Below are 18,952 nucleotides of genomic sequence, written 5' to 3'. Positions count from 1 at the left end.
CGCGTTTGGCGGCCGCCGGGCGGATAATGGCGCTGCCGCCGGGCGGTGCACTGGCGGCCCGGCAATGCCGTCTCATCGCGTGCGCCACGGATGTGCGATGAGTCTTACCCGTCGGACTGACCGGACACCGCCCACGCCCATGTCGATGCACGCCTCCGATTTCCTGCCCCATCGCCTGTTGCGCAACGCCCACCTGCAATCGGTGCTCGCCTCCAGCGGCGTACGACGCTGGCTGTTCCGGCGCCGGCGTCAGGCGCTGGAAACCGGCTCCGTCGAACACATCCTTGACTGCGGTGACGGCGTGCGCCTGCAGGGCTTCTACTCCGCGCAGGCCGTGCGCGAAACGGCGCGTGGCCTTGCGATCCTGTTGCACGGCTGGGAAGGCAGCGTGCAATCGGGCTATCTGCTCCACACCGGCGCGCGGCTGCTGTCCGAGGGATGGGACGTCTTCCGCCTGAACTTCCGCGATCACGGTGATACACACCACCTGAATCCGGAGCTGTTCCATTCCTGTCGGCTGGACGAAGTGGTCGGTGCCGTGCAGGAAGTCGCGCGCCGCTTCCCGTCGCGGCCGCTGGTGCTCGCCGGATTTTCCCTCGGCGGAAACTTCGCCCTGCGCATTGCGCTCCGTGCGCCGGCGGTGGGTTTGCCGTTGAGCTACGCGCTGGCTGTGTGCCCCGCCGTACACCCTCCGGCGATTCTCGACGCCATCGAGCGGGCGCCCTGGTTCTATCACGCGTATTTCATGCGCAAGTGGCGCGACTCGCTCAAGCGCAAGAAGTCGCTGTTTCCCGAGGCTGCGCGCTTCACCGAATCGGAACTCAACGTCTCGATGCGCGAACTCACCGCGACGATGGTCGAGCGCCACACCGATTTCGGTTCGCTTGATGCTTACCTCAATGGCTATTCCATCGCGGGCGACCGGCTGGCCGATCTGTCCGTGCCGACAACAATCCTCACCGCAGCGGACGATCCGATCATTCCGGTGGAAGGATTCCACGATCTGAAGCTGTCGGCATCCACCGAGCTGGAGATCGCGCCTGCGGGCGGACATTGCGGATTCATCCGCGACTTTTCGCTGCGCAGCTGGACAGAGGACTACATATCGGTGAAGTTCGGACGCGTGGCGCCCTGACGCCCCACCCTTGTCACGGCGCATTTGCATCTCTGCAGGTTGGGCTGAGCGCCAGCGATGCCCGACATTGCCAGGCGCCGTGATGTGTTCGGGTGTCAAACCGCCAGCCCACCGTGATCGCAGCCCTTCCCCGGGTGAACCCTGCGGGTTAACCCGGGCTACAGAAAGCGTCGCGCGGGATTCGCGCGGCTTAAAGTGGAGCTGGCATCGACGAAATGACTCGGGCCTTCGAGCGTTAGGCGTTGCCGAAGGCCCGGCGGTGTCGGGCATCGCTGGCGCTCAGCCCAACCTACAAGGGCTCTGTGGGCGTGGCGCTGCCCCGGTGAGTCCGGCAGGTAACCGACGCTACAGAAGACGTAGCTGCTGATCGATCGCATCGACGCGGAAAAGCGTGACGCCATAGCCCGACTCAATCCGCGCTGACAGTCCTTTCCTTCGCCCAGTCACGCAGGTCCTGCACCTGTTCGGCCATCAGCACCGACAAGGGGCGCGTGGCGGCGATTTCACGATGCACGTCGGCGTGGGAGAGGGCGCGGCGTTCGGCGGCGGCGGAATAGAGCGAGGCGACGATAGCCTGTTCGATCTCGGCGCCGGAGAAGCCGGCGGCGGCGGCGGCGAGGGAAGGGATGTCGAAGCCAGAGGCGTCGATTTCGCGCTTGGCCAGGTGCAGGCGGAAGATCTCGATGCGGGCGGATTCGGTGGGCAGGTCGACGAAGAAGATTTCGTCGAAGCGCCCCTTGCGCAGCAATTCGGCGGGCAGGTCGTGCACCTGGTTGGCGGTGGCCACCAGGAACACCGGCACCTTGCGTTCGGCCATCCAGGTCAACAGGTAACCCAGCACGCGGCGCGAGACGCCATCGTCGTTGCTGCCGCCAGCAAGGCCCTTCTCGATCTCGTCAATCCACAACACGCAGGGCGAAAGCAGCTCGGCGTTCTTGAGCGCGGCGCGCAGGTTGCGTTCGGTTTCACCGTGAAACTTGTTGTACAGCGAGCCGAAATCCAGCCGCGCCAGCGGCACCCCGAAGCCACCGGCGATGGCCTTGGCGGCAAGGCTCTTGCCACAGCCCTGTACGCCCAGCAGCAGCACGCCGCGCGGTGGATCAAGCTTGATCGGCATCGTGGCGCCCAGGAATGCGGCGCGGCGCTGGCCGACCCAGGTCTTGAGCCGTTGCAGTCCGGCCACGTCGGTGAACTGGGCGGTGTGATACTCAAAGTGGAGCAGGCCGTCGCGGTTGAGCAGTTCGAACTTGGCCTTGGACAATTCCGGTAGGTCAGCGGCAGTCAACGCACCGTCGCGCCAGACCAGCTGGCGCACGATCTGGCGCACATCCGACAGGTTCAGTCCGATCAGGTTGCGCACCATCACCTTGGCGGCGGCGGCGTCCACTTCCACGCGCTTGCCCGTCTCGCGGGAATAATTGAAGGCTTCCGCGCGCAGCACGTCGGCGACGGCCTTGGCATCCGGAAGGCTCAGGCCGATGCGCGTGATGTAGGCGGTGAGATCTTCGGGAATCTCCAGCTTCGGCGCGATCAGCACCAGCGTATGCGGCGCGGTGCCCTGGCGCTGCACGATCTCGCGCAGCAGGCGCAGTGCCATCGGATAACGCAGGTACGGGTTGAAATCGAGCAGCAGGTAGATGCTGCGCCGCGGATTCTGCCGGATCGCCTGGAGCGTGTAGGACGCATCCGGCGCCAGCGCCGGCTCGTCATCGTCATCCATATCCAGGCGCTTCAGCCCATCGGTGATGCTCCACCGGAACAGCGGCAGCAACACGTCGCCCACCGCGTGGCGAAAGCTGTCGATGGCGCGCGATTCCTCGCTGGTCTCGATGGCCAGCAGGGGCGTTTCCGCGCGCAGGAGGGTGACGAGATCATCATGGCTGGTCGACATAGAGCGCGCATCTTAGTGCTATTGCAGGACATTGGCGCACCGGCAGGGGCACCCGGGGACCGCCCGGCGGCGCAGCGTCTGCGCCCCGCAGCCCGCTGCGGCATAATGGCCGGCTCCGGGCGCCGCGCCCGTCCCACGTCGAAAGCCCCATGTTCCAGGAACTCGCCCAACTTCACCGCGACGGCCGTCTTGACGAGGCCGAATCCGGCTACCGCGCCCTGTTGTCCAGCCAGCCGGAAAACGTCGACGTGCTGCACCTGCTGGGCGTCCTGCGGCGCCAGCGCAATGACCGGATCGAGGCGCGACTGCTGCTCGACCGCGCCCGCGTACTGGCGCCGACCCGCACCGACATCCTGCTGGAACTGGCCGGCATTTCGCTGCTGGAAGGCGACACCGTCGGGTCGCGCGTCCTGCTCGAACAGACGGTGAAGCTCGACCCCAACCAGGCGGGCGCCTATACCCTGCTGGCCCAGGTCACGCGCCTGTCCGGCGATGACACCCGCGCCGAATCGCTTTACCGCACCGCGCTGCGCCTGTCCGACGAGGATACCCAGGCCCTCGCCGGCCTCGGGCGCCTGCTGATGGATCGCGGCGACCTGCAGAAATCGCTGTCTTACCTCACCCGCGCCGGCGAACTGTCGCCGCGTGATCCGACCATCCAGCTGGCCCTGGCGCGCGCCCTGTACCTGAACGGGAATCCGACCTTCGCCGAACAGGCCGCCCGCAATGCCCTGAGCCTCGCGCCCGAGCTGCATCCGGCGCGGCACCTGCTGGGCCAGATCCTGATCGAGACCCAGCGCATCGAGGAAGGCGAGGCGGTGCTCTCGGTGCTGGCCGAGGCGCCTGGTCAGCGCGCCATCGCCGCCTTCGGCCTGGCCGATGCCGCGCGGGCCAGCGGCCGCCTGGAACTGGCCGTGGAACGCTACGGGAGGGCATTGGCGCTGGAACCGGCGCAGCCGCGCGCCGTGCACTCGATGGCCTGGTGCCTGGGCGCCATGGGCCGCGATGCGGATGCACTCAAGGTCTACCACGACTACCTTGCCAACTACCCCGAAAGCCTGCCGGTGATGGCGGGCCTGGCCGATCACCACATGGCGATGGGCCGCCATGCCGAAGCGTTGGCGATCTGGTCGCGCATCGCGCAGAAGCAGCCGACCGATCCCTTCCCGCGCCTGCGCATGGCGCTGTTGTGCGAGCGCCTGGGTGACAACGCCAACGCACAGGCACTGGCGTCGCAGATCACGTCGGTTTTCCCCAAGGACGTCGAACTCATCCTGCTGCGCGCCCGCGCGGCGTACCGCGACGGCGATGCCGCGGCGGCACTTTCCCTGCTCAATGGCCTGCATGAGCTGTCCCTGCAACCTGGCCAGGCGATGCAGGCGGCGCACCTCTACGGCGTCGTGAGCGACAGTCGCGGCGACACCGCTACCGCAGTTCGCGCCTGGATCGACGCGCAGGCCAGCGCACCGACCGCCGTGCATGCGCTCGAAGCGGTACCGGACGATCTCGCCGCGGCGCTCGCCCGTCCGGTTGCCAGGGCCGATGCTGCGGGTCCGCGCCGGGTGTTCCTGGTCGGCTTGCCGGGCAGCATGGTCGAGCGTGTCGCCGCGCTCCTGTCGGAACAGCCGGGCGTGCAGGTCCTGCGCGACCGCGCCTTCGGGGTTTCTCCGCGCGCGGACGATTTCGCAGCGCCCACCTTCGACCGGTATCTGGCCGGCCTCGCCCCCGAGGCGGTCGCTGAAATCCGTGCGCGCTATTCGCAGGAGCTGGAGCGTCTGGTCCAGGATCCCGCCGCCACCGTCACCGTCGACTGGCTGCTGCGCTGGGACGCCCGCTTCCTGCCACTGCTGCGCGAAGCGTTCCCGGATGCCACGCTCATCGTGGTCGACCGGGCGCCGCAGGATCTTCTGATCAACTGGCTGGCCTATGGCTGGATGCCGGGCTTCCCGGTCATCGAGCCGCTGATGTCCGCACGATGGCTGGCCACGGCCACTGCACATCTGGCGGCGGCGCGGTCCATCGATGGGCTGCAGGTGGAACGGGTCGACGCCGACGCGATACTGGCTGATCCCGCCACCGCGGGCGCGTCGCTGGCGCGGGTGCTGGGGCGCGACGGACTGGTCGCCGGATCGGCGCATCGCGGCCTGGGCGGGTTGCCGCTTGGTCTGCCGGCTGGTCGCTGGAAAGCCTACGAGCAGGATCTGCACGCGGCCTTCAACGCCCTCGCCGCGGCTACATCATGACCGTCGCCGCCTACGAGCATCTGCGCCAGACGGCGCGCGATTCCGCCCGGGGCGGCCATGCCGCCGCGGCAGTGGCCACGTTCCGCCAGCTGCTCGACCAGGTGCCCGACGACGTCGAGGCACTGAACTACGTCGGGATGATGGCCTTGTCGGCGGGTGGATCGGACGAGGCCTTGTCGCTTCTGCGTCAGGCGCATGCGGCTGCACCGGATGACCTGGAAACGCTGAAGAATCTCGGCATCGCGCTGCGCCACGTGGGCGACTTCGCCGCGTCGCTGGCGCCGCTGACGGCCCTGATCGCACAGGCGCCCCAGTTCTTCCTGGGGCGCGCGCACCTGGCCAACAGCCTGGAGCAGACCGGCGATGCATCGGCCGCGCTGGTGCAGTATTTCCGGGCCGTGCGTGATGCCCAGGCCAATGGCCGCTGGCTTGATCCGGCGACCACGCCGGCGCCGATCCGCCCCCTGGTCACCCATGCGATCCGCCAGATCAACGACGGTCGCCGCACGCTGTTCGGTGCCGCCATCGAACCGTTGCGTGTGCGTTACGGCGCAGACGACCTGCGCCGGGTCGATGCGGCCCTGTCGCTGTACCTGGGCGACACGGGCATGGCACCGCCGGATCCGCGGCAGCGTCCGACGTTCTTCTTTTTCCCGGTATCGCCTCGCAACCGTTCTACGGGCGCGAACGGTTCGCCTGGGCCGATGCGCTGGAAGCACAGACGGGCGCCATCCGCGCGGAACTGGCGCAGATGCTGGCACAGGACGAAGGCTTCGAACCCTTTCTGCATTTCGATTCGCCGGCGCAGGCGGAAACCTACCTGCGTGGCGAGCGCGGCACCCCGGCCTGGAATGCGTTCTTCTTCTACCGTCACGGTGCGCGCAACGACGCCAACGCCGCGCGCGCGCCGCACACGATGGCCGTGCTCGATTCGCTGCCGGTCGTGCGTATCCGTGGTCACGCACCGGAAACCCTGTTTTCCGTACTCACGCCGGGTTCGCACATCCTGCCGCACTGCGGCGTGACCAATACACGCCTGGTGGTGCACCTGCCGCTGATCGTGCCGCCCGGTTGCGCCCTGCGCGTGGGTGGACTGGATCACGCGTGGCAGGAAGGCAAGGTCGTCGTATTTGACGACACCTACGAACACGAAGCCTGGAACCGCAGCGACAGCACGCGTGTGGTGATGATCCTGGATACCTGGCATCCGGATCTCACCGACGTGGAACGCGCGGCGATCACCGATCTGGTCGGTGTGATCGGCGACTTCAACGGTGCGGCGGACGCCGCCTAGCCGCGCTACGCCAGGAAAAGCATCAGCGCGAACATCGGAAGGCGAGCCCGCGACGGTCTCGCCTTCCTGGTCGTTCTGCGTCGTTCAGCCCAGGCCATAGGCCTTGCGCTTGCGGTACAGCGTGGAGGCGTCGATGCCCAGGGTCTTGGCGGCGATGTCGAGGGTGGGTGTCGCGCCGAGAATGGCCTCGATGTGCGCCCGCTCCAGCTGCTCGATCGTCACCGGGTCGCCGGCACGCGGCGTGGCGCTGGCGATGGAAGCGGTCATGCCGGCAGCGGCGAACGGCAGGTGCTCGTAGCTGATTTCCTCGCCGGCACACAGAATGACAGCGCGCTCGATCGCGTTGGCCAGCTCACGCACATTGCCGGGCCAGGAGTAGGTCATCATCGCGTTGGTGGCCGAGTCGGAAAACCGCCGCGCCGGACGCCGGTAACGCGCGACCAGGCTGGTCAGGAGATTGCGCGCCAGCGGCATGACATCTTCCGGTCGTTCGCGCAGTGCCGGCACGGTGAGACTGATCACGTTTAGCCGGTAGTAGAGGTCACCGCGGAAGGTGCCTTCGGCGACCGAGGCGGCCAGGTCGCGGTTGGTGGCGGCGATAAGGCGCACGTCGGCCTTGCGTGTGCGCGGATCGCCCACCCGTTCGTATTCGCGATCCTGCAGGAAGCGCAGGAACTTCGGCTGCAATGACAGCGGAAACTCGCCGATTTCATCGAGAAAGAGCGTGCCGCCCTCGGCCACCTGCACACGGCCCTGGCGATGGTCGTGGGCACCGGTAAAGGCGCCTTTGACATGACCGAACAGTTCGCTTTCCAGCAGTTCCGCTGACAGGGACGGACAATTGACAGTCGCGAACGCCGCCTTGCGGCGATTGCTCCAGTTGTGAATGGCGCGTGCCAGCACGTTCTTGCCGGTGCCGCTTTCGCCGAGGATCAGAATGGTCGCGTCCGATTCGGCGGCCTGTCGTGCAATTTCCAGCATTCTTGCCATTAGCGGATTGGCGCTTTCTACACTTTCAAGCGCGGGTTCGTTGCGCCGGTCTTCCAGTTCCTCGATGCGCCGCTCCATGCGTCGGGCATCGATCTGCCGGGCAATGGCATGCAGGAGCTGCTCGGGCGAGCAGGGCTTGATGAGGTAGTCCGCCGCGCCCGAGCGCATCGTCGCCACGGCGATCGACGCATCGGATTCGGCCGTGGCCATCACCACGCGCATCCATGGCGCTGCGGCGCGCAATTGCGGAAGCAGGTCCAGTCCCGATTCGTCACCGATATGCAGATCAAGCACGCACACGTCGAAGACGCTGCGTGCCACCGCGGATAACGCCGAACTGGCGTTGTGCGCGGTGTTGACCTGATAGCCGGCGTCTTCCAGACACAGACGGAAATTGCGCAACACGGTGCTGTCGTCATCGATCAGCAGTACGCGTTCGCGCGGTACGGAACTGACATCGCTCATCGGCCGCTCCTTCGCTGTCTCGTGCAGCTCGCACGAGCATTACCGGGTTTGATGCATTCCGCCGCCAGACGCGCCCGGAACGCTTCCTCCAACAGACTGAAATATCAAGAAAATTCGCGGTGCGCGCAACTGGCACGGCGATTGACTCTATTCCTTCGACCGCGAAGGCCGACGTGCAGCGCGGAAAGACAAACGATCCGACGAAAAGGAGTTTCTCCATGTTGCACTACGCCGTCGTGTTCTTGATCGTCGCCCTTATTGCGGCCGTGCTCGGGTTTGGCGGAATCGCAGGGGCCGCTGCGGGAATCGCGAAGATCCTGTTCTTCGTCTTCCTCGTACTCTTCGTGATTTCGCTGGTGACCGGCCGCAGAAGGGTCTGACGAGCCTGCTCGCAAGGATCGGTCGCGCCGCGCGCGGCATGCCAAGGATGGCTGGGCCCGAAATCACCTAGGAGATCTCCATGAGCGATACCACCGGAAAGTTGAAAGACCTGATCGAGTTGCTGCACGACGGTGAGAAGTTCTACACCGAGGCAGCGACGAAGGTGAAGGTGCCGGCCTTTGCCAACCTGTTCGCGCGAATGGCGCGCATGAAGCAGGCGATTGCCAATGACCTGTCCACGCAGGTCGGCTCGCACGGCGAGAAAGCGCCGACGGGCGGCACCATGTTCGGTGCGCTGCGCCAGCTGTACACGGACATCCGCGCCAGCATGAGCCGTGACGCCGAAGCCGTGTACGTGGCCCAGCTGGAGCAGACGGAAGATCGCATCCTGGAAGCCTTCCGCGATGAGCTGACCAAGAGTGACAACGTGGAAGTACGCAATATCGCCGAACGGCATTACCCGGAGATCAAGCGCGCCCATGACGAGATGCGCGATCTCAAGAGCCGCCTCGCGGCCTGAGACATTCACGAACCTTGAACGGAATGCGCCTGCCAAGGGACTGCACGACGGCAATGTCCGTCACCACGCGTGCACATCAGGAGTACGACAATGAACAACGACATCATCGAGGGGAAATGGAAGCAGATCGCCGGCCGCGTCAAGACGACGTGGAACAAGCTCACGGACGATGATCTCGGGGTGGCGGAAGGACATCGCGACTACTTGATCGGCAAGCTGCAGGAGCGCTACGGCTGGGCCAAGGATCAGGCCGAGAGCGAAGTGAGGAAGTTCGAACAGGCGCTGTAGCAGCGCCGCGCGGCGCGGGAGCCACGGAACGGCTCCCGCGACGGCAAACCCGCAATGGCGGACAGTTCCCCAAGCGAACCGGTCGATACGCTATCCCTTCCCCCGGACCGAGACCGGTTCGTGCACCGCTGAGAAGCGATGCGGCACAGCCTCCCAAGGGCAACAGTGCGAGCAAGGGCGGCGACGCGTAACACGTCGCCGCCTTTCTTTTTGCGGATGTCAGGCCGTGATGGCCTGCGCCAGCGGCAATTCGAATGCGAACACGCTGCCGCCGCCCTGGCGCGGCTCGTACCACAGGTAGCCGCCCATCTGCTCGATATCGCCCTTGGCGATGGCCAGACCCAGGCCCGTGGAGAGTGAATCGTCAACCGTGCTGTCGGTACGCGCGATGCGCACGAAGCGCTGGAACAGCTTGGTGCGCTCGCTTTCGGGAATGCCCGGACCCCGATCCATCACAAACACGCGCGCGTGGCCTGGCCGGTCGGCATCGATGCGCGTCTCGATTTCCGAGCCAACCGGCGCATACCGGATGGCGTTGGAGAGCAGGTTCTGCATCACGTTGCGCAACGCGGCAATGTCCGCCTGCGCCGCCAGGGGTTCGCCGCTGCGCGACAGCGTGAGGTTCTTGGCCTCGGCGGCGACGGCCTGGCGGGCAATCGCGCGTTCGACCAGCTGGCCCAGGTCGACCGGTGCCAGCACCATCGAGCGCAGGCGCTCGATTTCGGCGCGCCGCTGCAGGAAGCGCTGGATGAATTCGATTGCTTCGTCGCAGCAGCTGACGATGTCTTCGATCAGGGAGACCTGGCGGTCGGCCGTGCTGCCGGCGCGGCGCAGCATCTGCGCGGCGAAGCGGACGTTGGAAATCGGGTTCTTCAGGTCGTGCGCGACGATGGCGGTGACGTCCTCGCGCTCGCGCACGATGCGGCGCAGGTGGTCGTTGGCGCGCTTGAGATTCACATGCGTGCGCACCCGCGCAAGCAGCTCCTCGGCGAAGAAGGGCTTGGTGATGTAGTCGACGGCGCCGAACTCGAAGGCGCGCACGAGGAAATCGCGTTCTGTGGCCGCGGTGAGGAAGATCACCGGCACCTCGGCCAGTGCGACTTCGCTGTGCAGGCGCCGGCACACTTCGAAGCCGTCCATGCCGGGCATGATCATGTCCAGCAGCACCAGGTCCGGCTGCCGCGCCTGCGCGCGGGCCAGCGCCTGCTCGCCCGAGGCGGCGGGCATGACCTCGTAACCGGCTGCCGACAGCACCTGCCCGAGGAGCTGGATGTTGGCCGGTTGGTCATCGACGACGAGAACCAGTGGTTCGCGCGAGGGAGCACTAAGCGGCATCAGTGGTATCCGTTGCATAGGCCGCCAGTGCGGCCCGTTGTTGGGGAAATTCCGACAGCGCGCTGTCCAGGGCCGCGGGATCAAAGCTGGCCGCCGCGGCCTTGAGTCTGTCGGCGTACTCATCGAGCCGGCGTGAACCGCAGCGCTGCGCCAGCTCGGCCAGTTCATCGGCCAGCCGTGCCGTTTCACGCACTGCCAGGCTGGCCCGCAGCGCCGGCCAGGTCTCGCGCTCAAGGCCCTCGAGCGTTGCGAGCACTCCCGGCAGCTCCTGCGGCCGGGTGAGGGCCGCAGGATCCATCGCGACATGAACACCCTGCGGCCACAGCCGGCGCAGTTCGGCGAACAGCACCTCGCGCGAGATGGGTTTGCGCACGTAGCCGTCAAAGCGTTCGCGCAGGCGTTCCTCCTCGCCCAGGAGGCTCGATGCCGTCACCGCCACGACGCGGGTATCGGCCAGCGAGGGGATCGCGCGGATCTGCTCCAGTGCGGCGACGCCGTCCAGGTCAGGCATGCGAATGTCCATCAGGATGATCTGCGGCCGGTAGGTTTGTGCCAGTTCGACCGCTTGCAAGCCCCCCTCCGCTTCGAGCAACCGGTGGGCGGACCCGCGGAACATGGCCTCGATCAGCTGGCGATTGAGCGCGACATCATCGACAACGAGGATAGTCGCCGCCGGCAGTTCCGCCAGCTCGGTGGCAATCGGCCCGGGCGCCGACGGCAGCACGGCGATTGCCACCTTGGCCAGGCGCAGCCGGAAACACGAGCCGCGGCCGGGAATGCTGTCCACGGTGACCTCGCCGTTCATCAGGCGCGCCAGACGCCGGGTGATCGAAAGGCCCAGGCCCGTGCCTTCGCGCGGAGTGCTCGTCTGGGCCTGGGCAAACGGATCGAAGATGCGCTCGTGATCGGAGGGGTCGATTCCAATGCCCGTATCCTCGATTTCGATAAGACAGGTCAGGCGGGTCTCGTCGTCGCCGTCCGGCAGGGCGCTGGCGCGCACCAGTACATGGCCCTCGTCGGTGTACTTCACCGCGTTGCCGACCAGGTTGAACAGCATCTGGCGCAGCCGCGCCTGGTCCAGTTCCAGCCCCTCGGGCACGCTGGAATCGACCCGGGCAGCCAGGCGCAGCCCTTTCTCATTGGCAAACTGTGAAAACACCAGCACGACGCTGTCGATCGTCTCGCGCAGGCTCATCGGCGCGGCTCTCACGTCCAGGCGGCCGGCCTCGATCTTGGACAGGTCCAGCACGTCGTTGATCAGCGCCAGCAGCGAACGACCACTGGTGACGATGGCGTCGACGTAGCGGCGCTGTTCCGGGTCGGTCACCCGTTCGGCCAGGAGCTGGCTGAAGCCGAAGATGGCATTCATCGGCGTACGGATTTCATGGCTCATGTTGGCCAGGAAGATGCTCTTCTCACGGCTGGCGCGGTCGGAGCGGTCCTTTTCGGCGCGCAGGCGCTCCTCGGCGGCCAGGGCGCGCAGGTGGCGGCGCAGCAGGACCACCCCGGCGAGACTGGCGGCCACCGCCATCGCCAGTGCCCAGAAAATGGTGATATTGCGCGAGGTGATGATGTCCTCGATGCTCGCCTGCTTCTCCACGATGATGCTGCGGGCATCGACCGAGACGCGCCGGATGGCGGCGCGGATGTCTTCCATGGCTTCGCGGCCGAGGTGCTGGCGCATCTGGTCCAGCGCCGCCTTCGGACCTTCCTCGCGGTACAGGCGGATGCTGGTGGCCAGGTCAGCCCGTCGCATGGCCAGGCTGCGGCGGATCGCGGCCAGTTCCTCCGCCGCTTCCGAATACCCTTGCAGGCTTTCATTGACGACGTCCAGCTGGCGTTGCACCGCCGCTTCCGCGTTCTGGTACGGCGCCAGGTAACTTTCGTCGCCGGTCAGCAGGTAGCCGCGCTGGCCGCCTTCCAGGTCGACCGTCAGCTGCAGCAGGAGCGCCAGCTCCTTGGTGGCTTCCTGCAAGGCGATGACTTCGTTGAGTGTGCGCCGCAACTGATTGCTGGCCGAGAACGCCGTCCAGCCCACGCCGCCAAGCAGGAGCAGCGCCAGCGCCGAGAGCAGCAAATAGCGCTGCCATCCTTCCCAACTGGACGACTGCGGTGCGGGGGTGGGTTCACCGGGCGGGTTGTCCATCACCTAGTTCCCTTCTCCTCGGCAGCGCGCGCGGAGCGCAGGTCGACGGTGATCCCGCCGAGCCTGCTTCGATGCAAGCTGCATGGCCGCCCGTCGACGGCCGGGCCGGCTGCACGGTCCCGGGTCCATTTTGATCATAACCTTTTTCGCCAAATCAGCAACTTACGGAAATTCACCACGATGGCACAAAGGCTGATGCAAGGCGTGTACGCGAATCAACGCGTGGAGTGACCCCGCATGGAGCTGATCATGGATACACGAAAATTGATTCTGACTGCGTGTATAGCGGCCTGCCTGGCGCTGTCTGCCTGCGACAAGGCCGAGGACCCTGCCAAGACCCGCGCCGACGTCGCAGCGGCCCAGGCCGACGCCAGCAAGAAGGTGCAGGAAGCGCAGGCAGACGCCACCAAGAAGGTGGCCGACGCCCAGGCTGACCTGGCCAAGGCCCAGGCGGACGCCAGCAAGGACCTGGCAGAAGCACGCAAAGACCATTCCGAAGAGGTGGCCGACGCCAACAAGACGCTCGGCGGCGCCAATGCCGATGCGATTGAAAAGGTCGGCGAGGAACGCGCCGATACCATCCGCGCCAAGGCCAAGGCCGACTATGAAGTCGCCAAGGCCGACGCCGACGCCGCCTACAAAGTGGCCAAGGAGAAATGTGACGCGGTGACCGGCGAAGCGCGCGACACCTGCCAGAACCAGGCGAAGGCCGACTATGACTCCGCCGTTCGCCTGGCCGACGTGCGCAAGGACCAGCTGCTCAAGGACGCCGACGACGTCGAGAAAGCCAGCGGCGGCTGACACGGGTGATTTCTCAAGGGAACTGTGAACCAGACATCGAGAGAGGGATGGCCATGAACACCGTATTCAAGACTTCGGCTTTGCTGCTCGGGCTGGTCGCCGCGCTTGCGCCGCTGACCGCCTGCCACACCGTCAAGGGCGCCGGAAAGGATATCGAGCGCGCCGGTGAGGAGATCCAGGAAGCCTCGGACGACGTCCGCAAGGGCAAGGACCGCAGCCAGAACTGACCCGGCGGTCCGTCCGCCTAAGGCCGCCTCCCGCTGGAGGCGGCCCTATTTTTGCATGCGGTGGGTTCAATCGGCCGATTTGCCGGCCTCGCCGTGCTTCTTCTCGTCGGCCGCATGCGCTTCGTCCAGCGAGTGCGTTTCGCCCAGGGCGCGACGCTTCTCGGCCAGCTCGGCCAGGCGACAGTAGAACTCGCGCAGAATTTCCAGCTCCGATTCGTCCAGGTCTTCAATCGCCACGAGTCGGTTGCTTGCCCCTTTGTGCGAAGCGAGCAGTTCGTTGAGTTTGAGGTGGACGGCGACGCTGTCCTTGTTCTGCGACTGCTGGATGATGAACACCATCAGGAAGGTGACGATGGTGGTGGTCGTATTCACCAGCAGCTGCCAGTTCTGGGAATAGTTGAAAAACGGGCCGCTGACCGCCCAGATGAATATCGACAGACTGGCCAGCGAGAAGGCTATCGAAGAGCCGACCACGCGCGTCACCCGGTTGGCCAGGCGGTCGAAGAAGGAACGCTGATTGCCGCGGTGCACGGCGGCAACGCGTGCTTTGATGCCATCACTCATGGCTGCCTCCTGCGATAAAAAGAGCCCCGGCGGATTGGCCGGGGCGAAGGTCACACATGTCCTGCACGGGCCGGTGAACTCAGCGGCGCCGCTCGCGTGGTGGCCTGGGCGGTGCCGGCCTGGGTGACGCCTGGTCCGTTTTGCGCGCGCTGTCGCGGGCGGGCGCCTTGGCTTTTGCGCCGTTCTTGCGCCGGGCTTCCTGCACCGGCTCGCTCATCGACGTGGATGTCATGGTCGCTTCCTCGCCAACGCATCGGTCAGCGACGGGTTGACAGATGGCTGGCATCCACGCGCTTGGTGCCGCGGATGTTGTCGGCGATCTCGATTGCCAGCGAACGTTCCTTCGCACCTTCGACGGCACCGGTGAGGGTCACCACGCCGTTGCTGGTGTTCACGTCGATGTCATCGTCCATCAGCGGACGCGAGAACAGCAGCGACGAGCGCACCTTGGTGGTGATCCAGGCGTCCGACAAGGGCTGGTCCGACGCAGGTTCCTTCCGCGCTACGGCCTCGCCGCCGACCACCAGGGCGTTGACGACCTTGCGCACGCCGCTGGTATTGGCGGCATAGCGTTCGGCCAGGTCCTTGCTGGCATTGGTATCGACCTTGCCGTTGAGCGTGACGACATTGTTCTTGGTGTCCACGTCGATCGCCATGCCCTCGGTGTGCTCGCTCCACAGGAGCTTGCTCTTCACCCGGGCGGTGATGGTGGCGTCCTCGGTCATCTGCGCGACGCTGCGCTCACTGTGCGTGCGCGGCTTGGGCTGGTAGCTCGCGTCCACCTTGATGTTGTTGACCACGTCCTTCACGCCGCTCACGCTCAGGGCGACCTGTTCGGCCAGCTCCTTGTCGATCGGCTCGGTGACGGTGCCGCCCAGGGTGGCGGTGTCGCCGTTGACGTCGATATCGAAATCGAACGCGTCCAGGTGGCGATTGAGCGCGAAGCTGGCCCAGATGCGACCTTCCTTGTTGGCATCGCTCAAGGTCTGCTCGACTGACTTTCCTTTTTCCTGATTCGCCTGGGTGGGGGCGACCAGACCGCAAGCCAGGGCAACGGCCGTCGCCAGGGTCAGAATATGCCTGCGCATAGAGTCCTCCTCGTTCAATGCCCTGCAACCGCTACCGATGTAGCGGTCAGGCAGGCAGTGCGCTACAGGAGGCGTGCCAGCACCGGCATCGGCACGGGCACAAGCGAGGACAAGCATTTAGCGGCGCGGGCGCCGCGGCGGCAGATTCGATCTGCACGATCGCCGCCGGGACGGCCGTGCAGCTTGCGCGGCATCGTGCGTGTCGCAGCGGATGCTCAGGCGCCAGCCGGCAGGCCCAGAAGCAGGGCCACGCCCAGCGCAATGCGGTAGACGGCGAAGGCGAAGAACCGGTGCGTGCGGATATAGCGCAACAGCCATTTCACCGCGACGAAGGCGGTGACCGTGGACACGGCGAAGGCGACCGCCAGCAGCGACCAGTCCTCGTGCGGCGCGCCGTGCCGGCCGCTCTTGAGCAGTTCATAGCCCGTCGCGGCGAACATGGTCGGAATACCGACCAGGAACGCAAACTCCGTCGCCGCTGCGCGGCACGTCGTTCCGGCGAGGAGGGCGACGAAGATTGTCGCGGCCGAACGCGAGGTACCCGGAAAAAGCCCCGCCACCACCTGCATCACGCCCACCAGTACGGCCGTGTGCCATCCAATGGCCGTGACCGGCGCGCGATCGGCGACACGCCACTCGGCCAGCACCATCCAGACGCCACCGATGACCAGCGCCCAGGCCACCGGCGTGACCTCGGTGGGCAGCTTGAAGCCGGCCTTGGCCAGGATCAGGCCGAGCACCGCCGTGATCGCAAAGGCGACGCCCAGTTTCGCGGCGTAATCGCGCTGTTCGGGCTGGTGCAGGCACGTGACGAGCTGCCACAGGCGCGTGCGGTAGATCAGACAGACGGCGAGGATCGCGCCGGCCTGGATGGCAATATTGAACAGATCCGACTTCGCACCCAGCCAGTGCTCGGCGATCAGCAGGTGGCCGGTGCTCGAAATCGGCAGGAACTCGGTGATGCCTTCGATCACGCCGAGCAGGGCGGCGACGAGGTACTCGCTCACGGAAGGTACGTCAGTGGGCCGGCCCGGCCGGCGGAACCGCATAGCTTACGCGGGATGCCCCGATGCGGCATCCGCGGCGCCGGAATCGCCAGCGCCGCGCAGGCCGGCACGCGCTCTTTCAGAAGCGGACTTCCACCTCCACGCCCACCTGGCGCGGCGGGCTGATCGTGGCGTAGGTGGTGCCGAACACGTCGGTGGTGTAGTTGCCCACGCCCAGCACGTAGCGCTGGTCGAAGACATTGTTCGCGTAGGCGGCGATGCCCAGGTGCCCGTCGGCATTGCGCCAGCCCAGGCGCAGGTCGGTGCGTTGCTGCGCACGGCCCACGTCGAAGTTCGGGCTGACACTGCAATCGCCCTGCAATTGCGAATCGGCATTGCAGCGGCTCTTGCCCCGCCAGGCATGGCGCAACGACAGGGCCAGTTCGCCACCGCCGCCCAGCTGCCACGCATACTGGCCGCCGACGGCGAACGACAGGTAGGGCTCGCCGGTCGGCGCGCCGGAAAGATCGGCGCCGCTGGGCGCGACCTTGTCCTTGTAGGTGGCGTCGATGAAGGCGATGTTCGCGTCCAGGCTGAACTGTCGGGTGGGTTGCCACAGCACGCCCGCGTCGACGCCCCAGGCCTCTTCATCGCTGGTATCGACGAGATAGCGCGGCACGCCGCTGCCGGCGCTGTCCGGATCGAGCCGGATGGCCTGGCGATCGGAATACACATACCGGAAGACGGACGCATTCCACTGCAGCCCGACGCCCGGCAGCACCTGCTTGATGCCGGTCTCCAGGTTCCACACGTCTTCGTTGTCGAACTGGGCGCCGATATCCAGGCTGTTGTAGCCGCCGGCCTTGTAACCCTTGGCCAGCGACGCAAACAGCAGGGTGTCCGGATCGAGGTGGAAATCGAGCACGAAGCGCGGGCTGAGGTCGCTCCAGGAATCCTCGTCACGCACCACCTGGCCTTCCAGCGCGCCCGCATTGAAGACGATATCGCCGCTGGCCACGCCCAGCGCAATCATCGCCTGCTCCTGCACGTCCGGTGGCAGCTGCTCGATCAGCGGCTGGATCTGCGCCAGCGTCGCGTCGAGCGTGGCGGCCGTGCGCGGGCCATTGAGCCAGCTGAAGCGCTTTTCGTCGCGGGTGTAGCGCAGGCCGACGGTGAAGTTGGTGCGATCGGTCAGCTTCCAGATCGTATCGCCGAAAAGGGCATAGGCCCTGGAATCGGCGTGGTTGATCATCTCCTCGCGCCAGGCGTGGTCGCGCAGGGACAGCGGCACGCCGTAGCCGGCCAGCACGTCGCTGAAGAATCCGAACAGCGTGCCGTCGGGCGTCGGGGCCAGGCCGCGATTGCGGATCAGCGTGTCGAGGCTGTCGGTATACACGTTCACCTGGGAAATCTGGTCGGCGCGCTCGTTGTAGTAGCTGGCGCCCGCGACCCAGTCCACCCGGCCGGTGTTGCCGGAAAACTTGAACTCCTGGTACAGGCTGCGGTTGTCCTCGATATTGGCCGTGTCCAGATAGAGGTCGCGCCGGTTGGTGCCATCCTCGTCCTCGCGATTGACCGTATCGAATTCGCGCCAGGCGGTGGTCGAGGTGAAGCTGCCCCAATCTGCCGCGTGGGTGAAACTCAGCGTCGCGCCGTCAAAGGTGCGCGATTCCTCGTTGCCCTCCACGTCGTTGAGCACCGGTGCGTGGCGTGGATCCAGGAACAGGCGCGGATCGGGCGGCGAGGGCGGGCGCTCCGGCGCGGCCGGAAGCGCGACGATGCCGATGGCAGGCCGTGCGAGCTGGTCGACCACCTCGTGGTCCCAGGAGAACACCATCGTCGTGTCGTTGCTGATATTCCAGCGGAACGCGGCGCGCGTGGCCCAGTTGTCGTCGCCATTGAGATCCTGTCCGGTGGCAGCGTCCGTGAGCCAGCCGTCACTGCGGTTGCGCAGCGCGCTGATACGTAGCGCCGTGGTGTCGCCCAGCGGAGTGTTGAGCAGTCCATCGACGTACCGCTCGCCGTTTTCGCCGATGCGCGTGCGCACCCGGCCTTCGAGTTCGTCCTGCGGCAGCTTGCTGATGATGGAAACGGCACCGGCCGCGCTGTTGCGGCCGAACAGGGTTCCCTGCGGCCCCTTGAGCACTTCGATGCGTTCGACGTCGTTGAAGGCGAGGACCGAGCCGCCGGACCGCGCGGCATAGACGCCGTCGACGTAGACGCCGACGGCGGGATCGGTGCCGATGCCGAAGTCACCGGTGCTGATGCCGCGGATGGCGAAATAGGGCTGGGTTTTCTGTCCCGTCACGGAGAGGCCGGGAACAAAGGTGTCGATGTCCTGCAGGTCGTAGGAGGCGGTGGCGTCGATCAGCGTGTCGGTGACGACCTGGATGGCGATGGGGACGTCCTGCAGCTCCTGCTCGCGGCTTTGCGCCGTCACCACGACACGATCCAGTTCCGTCGCCGCCTCCCCGGCTGGTTCGGCCGCACCAGCCGCGGCGGCGGCCAGGATGCCACCCGCCAGCAGCGCGCGCCGGATACTCACCACCAGGCCCCGTTCGATCAGCCTCATGCTCCGCTCCCCGTTCCTGACTGTTG

The 18,952-nt window shown here is 66.3% G+C and carries 17 protein-coding genes and 1 pseudogene; 9 read left to right on the top strand and 9 right to left on the bottom strand.

Annotated features, from left to right (window positions below; all coding sequences use genetic code 11):
* The first annotated feature begins 97 nt into the window (after window positions 1-97).
* Window positions 98-1,135, top strand: a complete 1,038-nt coding sequence (locus tag N4264_RS01275) for a YheT family hydrolase (RefSeq protein ID WP_261695269.1) — start codon at window positions 98-100, stop codon at window positions 1,133-1,135.
* Window positions 1,136-1,544: 409 nt separating this feature from the next.
* On the opposite strand, the gene N4264_RS01270 is transcribed toward N4264_RS01275, so the two are convergent.
* Complete coding sequence (locus N4264_RS01270) at window positions 1,545-3,026, bottom strand: AAA family ATPase (RefSeq protein WP_261695268.1); 1,482 nt, start codon at window positions 3,024-3,026, stop codon at window positions 1,545-1,547.
* A gap of 149 nt (window positions 3,027-3,175) precedes the next feature.
* Between N4264_RS01270 and N4264_RS01265 the strand changes: the two genes are divergently transcribed.
* The 3 genes and pseudogenes from N4264_RS01265 (at window position 3,176) to N4264_RS01260 (ending at window position 6,563) form a co-directional block, all read left to right on the top strand.
* Window positions 3,176-5,269, top strand: a complete 2,094-nt coding sequence (locus N4264_RS01265; protein ID WP_261695267.1) for a tetratricopeptide repeat protein — start codon at window positions 3,176-3,178, stop codon at window positions 5,267-5,269.
* A pseudogene (locus N4264_RS25680) lies at window positions 5,266-5,625 on the top strand (tetratricopeptide repeat protein); the annotation flags it as partial. The gene N4264_RS01265 and the pseudogene N4264_RS25680, both read left to right, overlap by 4 nt.
* A gap of 395 nt (window positions 5,626-6,020) precedes the next feature.
* A complete protein-coding gene (locus N4264_RS01260; protein ID WP_261695266.1) occupies window positions 6,021-6,563 on the top strand; it encodes an aspartyl/asparaginyl beta-hydroxylase domain-containing protein in 543 nt (180 codons plus the stop codon).
* An 84-nt stretch (window positions 6,564-6,647) separates the two neighbouring features.
* On the opposite strand, the gene N4264_RS01255 is transcribed toward N4264_RS01260, so the two are convergent.
* The gene (locus N4264_RS01255) at window positions 6,648-8,018 is read right to left on the bottom strand and encodes a sigma-54-dependent transcriptional regulator (protein WP_261695265.1); all 1,371 of its coding nucleotides are present in this window, start codon (window positions 8,016-8,018) and stop codon (window positions 6,648-6,650) included.
* 218 nt (window positions 8,019-8,236) lie between these two features.
* Here N4264_RS01255 and N4264_RS01250 point away from each other — a divergent pair, with 218 nt between their 5' ends.
* The 3 genes from N4264_RS01250 to N4264_RS01240 all read left to right on the top strand — a co-directional run bounded on the left by N4264_RS01250 (window position 8,237) and on the right by N4264_RS01240 (window position 9,207).
* A complete protein-coding gene (locus N4264_RS01250; RefSeq protein WP_261695264.1) occupies window positions 8,237-8,398 on the top strand; it encodes a DUF1328 family protein in 162 nt (53 codons plus the stop codon).
* Between the two features lie 80 nt (window positions 8,399-8,478).
* Window positions 8,479-8,919 (top strand): PA2169 family four-helix-bundle protein, encoded by a 441-nt coding sequence (locus tag N4264_RS01245; RefSeq protein WP_261695263.1) that lies wholly within the window; start codon window positions 8,479-8,481, stop codon window positions 8,917-8,919.
* Between the two features lie 90 nt (window positions 8,920-9,009).
* Window positions 9,010-9,207: a CsbD family protein gene (locus N4264_RS01240; RefSeq protein WP_261695262.1), complete on the top strand. Its 198-nt coding sequence runs from the start codon at window positions 9,010-9,012 to the stop codon at window positions 9,205-9,207.
* 219 nt (window positions 9,208-9,426) lie between these two features.
* On the opposite strand, the gene N4264_RS01235 is transcribed toward N4264_RS01240, so the two are convergent.
* Both N4264_RS01235 and N4264_RS01230 read right to left on the bottom strand, forming a co-directional pair.
* Window positions 9,427-10,542, bottom strand: a complete 1,116-nt coding sequence (locus N4264_RS01235) for a hybrid sensor histidine kinase/response regulator (RefSeq protein ID WP_261695261.1) — start codon at window positions 10,540-10,542, stop codon at window positions 9,427-9,429.
* Window positions 10,532-12,688, bottom strand: a complete 2,157-nt coding sequence (locus N4264_RS01230; protein ID WP_261695260.1) for an ATP-binding protein — start codon at window positions 12,686-12,688, stop codon at window positions 10,532-10,534. The genes N4264_RS01235 and N4264_RS01230 overlap by 11 nt, the downstream gene beginning before the upstream one ends.
* Window positions 12,689-12,937: 249 nt before the next feature.
* On the opposite strand from N4264_RS01230, the gene N4264_RS01225 reads away from it, so the two are divergent.
* Complete coding sequence (locus tag N4264_RS01225) at window positions 12,938-13,489, top strand: hypothetical protein (RefSeq protein WP_261695259.1); 552 nt, start codon at window positions 12,938-12,940, stop codon at window positions 13,487-13,489.
* A 53-nt stretch (window positions 13,490-13,542) separates the two neighbouring features.
* On the top strand, window positions 13,543-13,716 hold the full coding sequence (locus N4264_RS01220; RefSeq protein ID WP_261695258.1) for an entericidin A/B family lipoprotein: 174 nt from the start codon (window positions 13,543-13,545) through the stop codon (window positions 13,714-13,716).
* Window positions 13,717-13,782: 66 nt separating this feature from the next.
* Here the strand turns inward: N4264_RS01220 and N4264_RS01215 are convergent, their stop codons facing one another.
* From N4264_RS01215 to N4264_RS01195, 5 genes are all read right to left on the bottom strand, one after another.
* Entirely contained in the window at window positions 13,783-14,280 is a 498-nt protein-coding gene (locus N4264_RS01215; protein WP_261695257.1) for a low affinity iron permease family protein, read from the bottom strand.
* A gap of 79 nt (window positions 14,281-14,359) precedes the next feature.
* Window positions 14,360-14,512 (bottom strand): hypothetical protein, encoded by a 153-nt coding sequence (locus N4264_RS01210; protein WP_261695256.1) that lies wholly within the window; start codon window positions 14,510-14,512, stop codon window positions 14,360-14,362.
* A 25-nt stretch (window positions 14,513-14,537) separates the two neighbouring features.
* Window positions 14,538-15,368 (bottom strand): BON domain-containing protein, encoded by an 831-nt coding sequence (locus N4264_RS01205; RefSeq protein ID WP_261695255.1) that lies wholly within the window; start codon window positions 15,366-15,368, stop codon window positions 14,538-14,540.
* A 215-nt stretch (window positions 15,369-15,583) separates the two neighbouring features.
* The gene (locus N4264_RS01200) at window positions 15,584-16,375 is read right to left on the bottom strand and encodes an undecaprenyl-diphosphate phosphatase (RefSeq protein WP_261695254.1); all 792 of its coding nucleotides are present in this window, start codon (window positions 16,373-16,375) and stop codon (window positions 15,584-15,586) included.
* A gap of 118 nt (window positions 16,376-16,493) precedes the next feature.
* Window positions 16,494-18,926 (bottom strand): TonB-dependent receptor, encoded by a 2,433-nt coding sequence (locus N4264_RS01195; protein ID WP_261695253.1) that lies wholly within the window; start codon window positions 18,924-18,926, stop codon window positions 16,494-16,496.
* Window positions 18,927-18,952: the final 26 nt, after the last annotated feature.

It is taken from the genome of Tahibacter amnicola (genome assembly GCF_025398735.1).
GTDB lineage: Bacteria > Pseudomonadota > Gammaproteobacteria > Xanthomonadales > Rhodanobacteraceae > Tahibacter > Tahibacter amnicola.
The sequence above is the reverse complement of the archived record's forward strand: the minus strand, read 5'-3'. Positions and strand labels throughout refer to the sequence as shown.

Excerpts from the sequence above, each read along its gene's own strand:
- N4264_RS01205 (WP_261695255.1), bottom strand. The coding sequence starts at position 15,368 with ATGCGCAGGCATATTCTGACCCTGGCGACGGCCGTTGCCCTGGCTTGC.
- N4264_RS01220 (WP_261695258.1), top strand. The coding sequence starts at position 13,543 with ATGAACACCGTATTCAAGACTTCGGCTTTGCTGCTCGGGCTGGTCGCC.
- N4264_RS01195 (WP_261695253.1), bottom strand. The coding sequence starts at position 18,926 with ATGAGGCTGATCGAACGGGGCCTGGTGGTGAGTATCCGGCGCGCGCTG.
- N4264_RS01215 (WP_261695257.1), bottom strand. The coding sequence starts at position 14,280 with ATGAGTGATGGCATCAAAGCACGCGTTGCCGCCGTGCACCGCGGCAAT.
- N4264_RS01240 (WP_261695262.1), top strand. The coding sequence starts at position 9,010 with ATGAACAACGACATCATCGAGGGGAAATGGAAGCAGATCGCCGGCCGC.
- N4264_RS01260 (WP_261695266.1), top strand. The coding sequence starts at position 6,021 with ATGCTGGCACAGGACGAAGGCTTCGAACCCTTTCTGCATTTCGATTCG.
- N4264_RS01265 (WP_261695267.1), top strand. The coding sequence starts at position 3,176 with ATGTTCCAGGAACTCGCCCAACTTCACCGCGACGGCCGTCTTGACGAG.
- N4264_RS01245 (WP_261695263.1), top strand. The coding sequence starts at position 8,479 with ATGAGCGATACCACCGGAAAGTTGAAAGACCTGATCGAGTTGCTGCAC.
- N4264_RS01230 (WP_261695260.1), bottom strand. The coding sequence starts at position 12,688 with ATGGACAACCCGCCCGGTGAACCCACCCCCGCACCGCAGTCGTCCAGT.
- N4264_RS01270 (WP_261695268.1), bottom strand. The coding sequence starts at position 3,026 with ATGTCGACCAGCCATGATGATCTCGTCACCCTCCTGCGCGCGGAAACG.
- N4264_RS01210 (WP_261695256.1), bottom strand. The coding sequence starts at position 14,512 with ATGACATCCACGTCGATGAGCGAGCCGGTGCAGGAAGCCCGGCGCAAG.
- N4264_RS01250 (WP_261695264.1), top strand. The coding sequence starts at position 8,237 with ATGTTGCACTACGCCGTCGTGTTCTTGATCGTCGCCCTTATTGCGGCC.
- N4264_RS01275 (WP_261695269.1), top strand. The coding sequence starts at position 98 with ATGAGTCTTACCCGTCGGACTGACCGGACACCGCCCACGCCCATGTCG.
- N4264_RS01235 (WP_261695261.1), bottom strand. The coding sequence starts at position 10,542 with ATGCCGCTTAGTGCTCCCTCGCGCGAACCACTGGTTCTCGTCGTCGAT.
- N4264_RS01225 (WP_261695259.1), top strand. The coding sequence starts at position 12,938 with ATGGATACACGAAAATTGATTCTGACTGCGTGTATAGCGGCCTGCCTG.
- N4264_RS01255 (WP_261695265.1), bottom strand. The coding sequence starts at position 8,018 with ATGAGCGATGTCAGTTCCGTACCGCGCGAACGCGTACTGCTGATCGAT.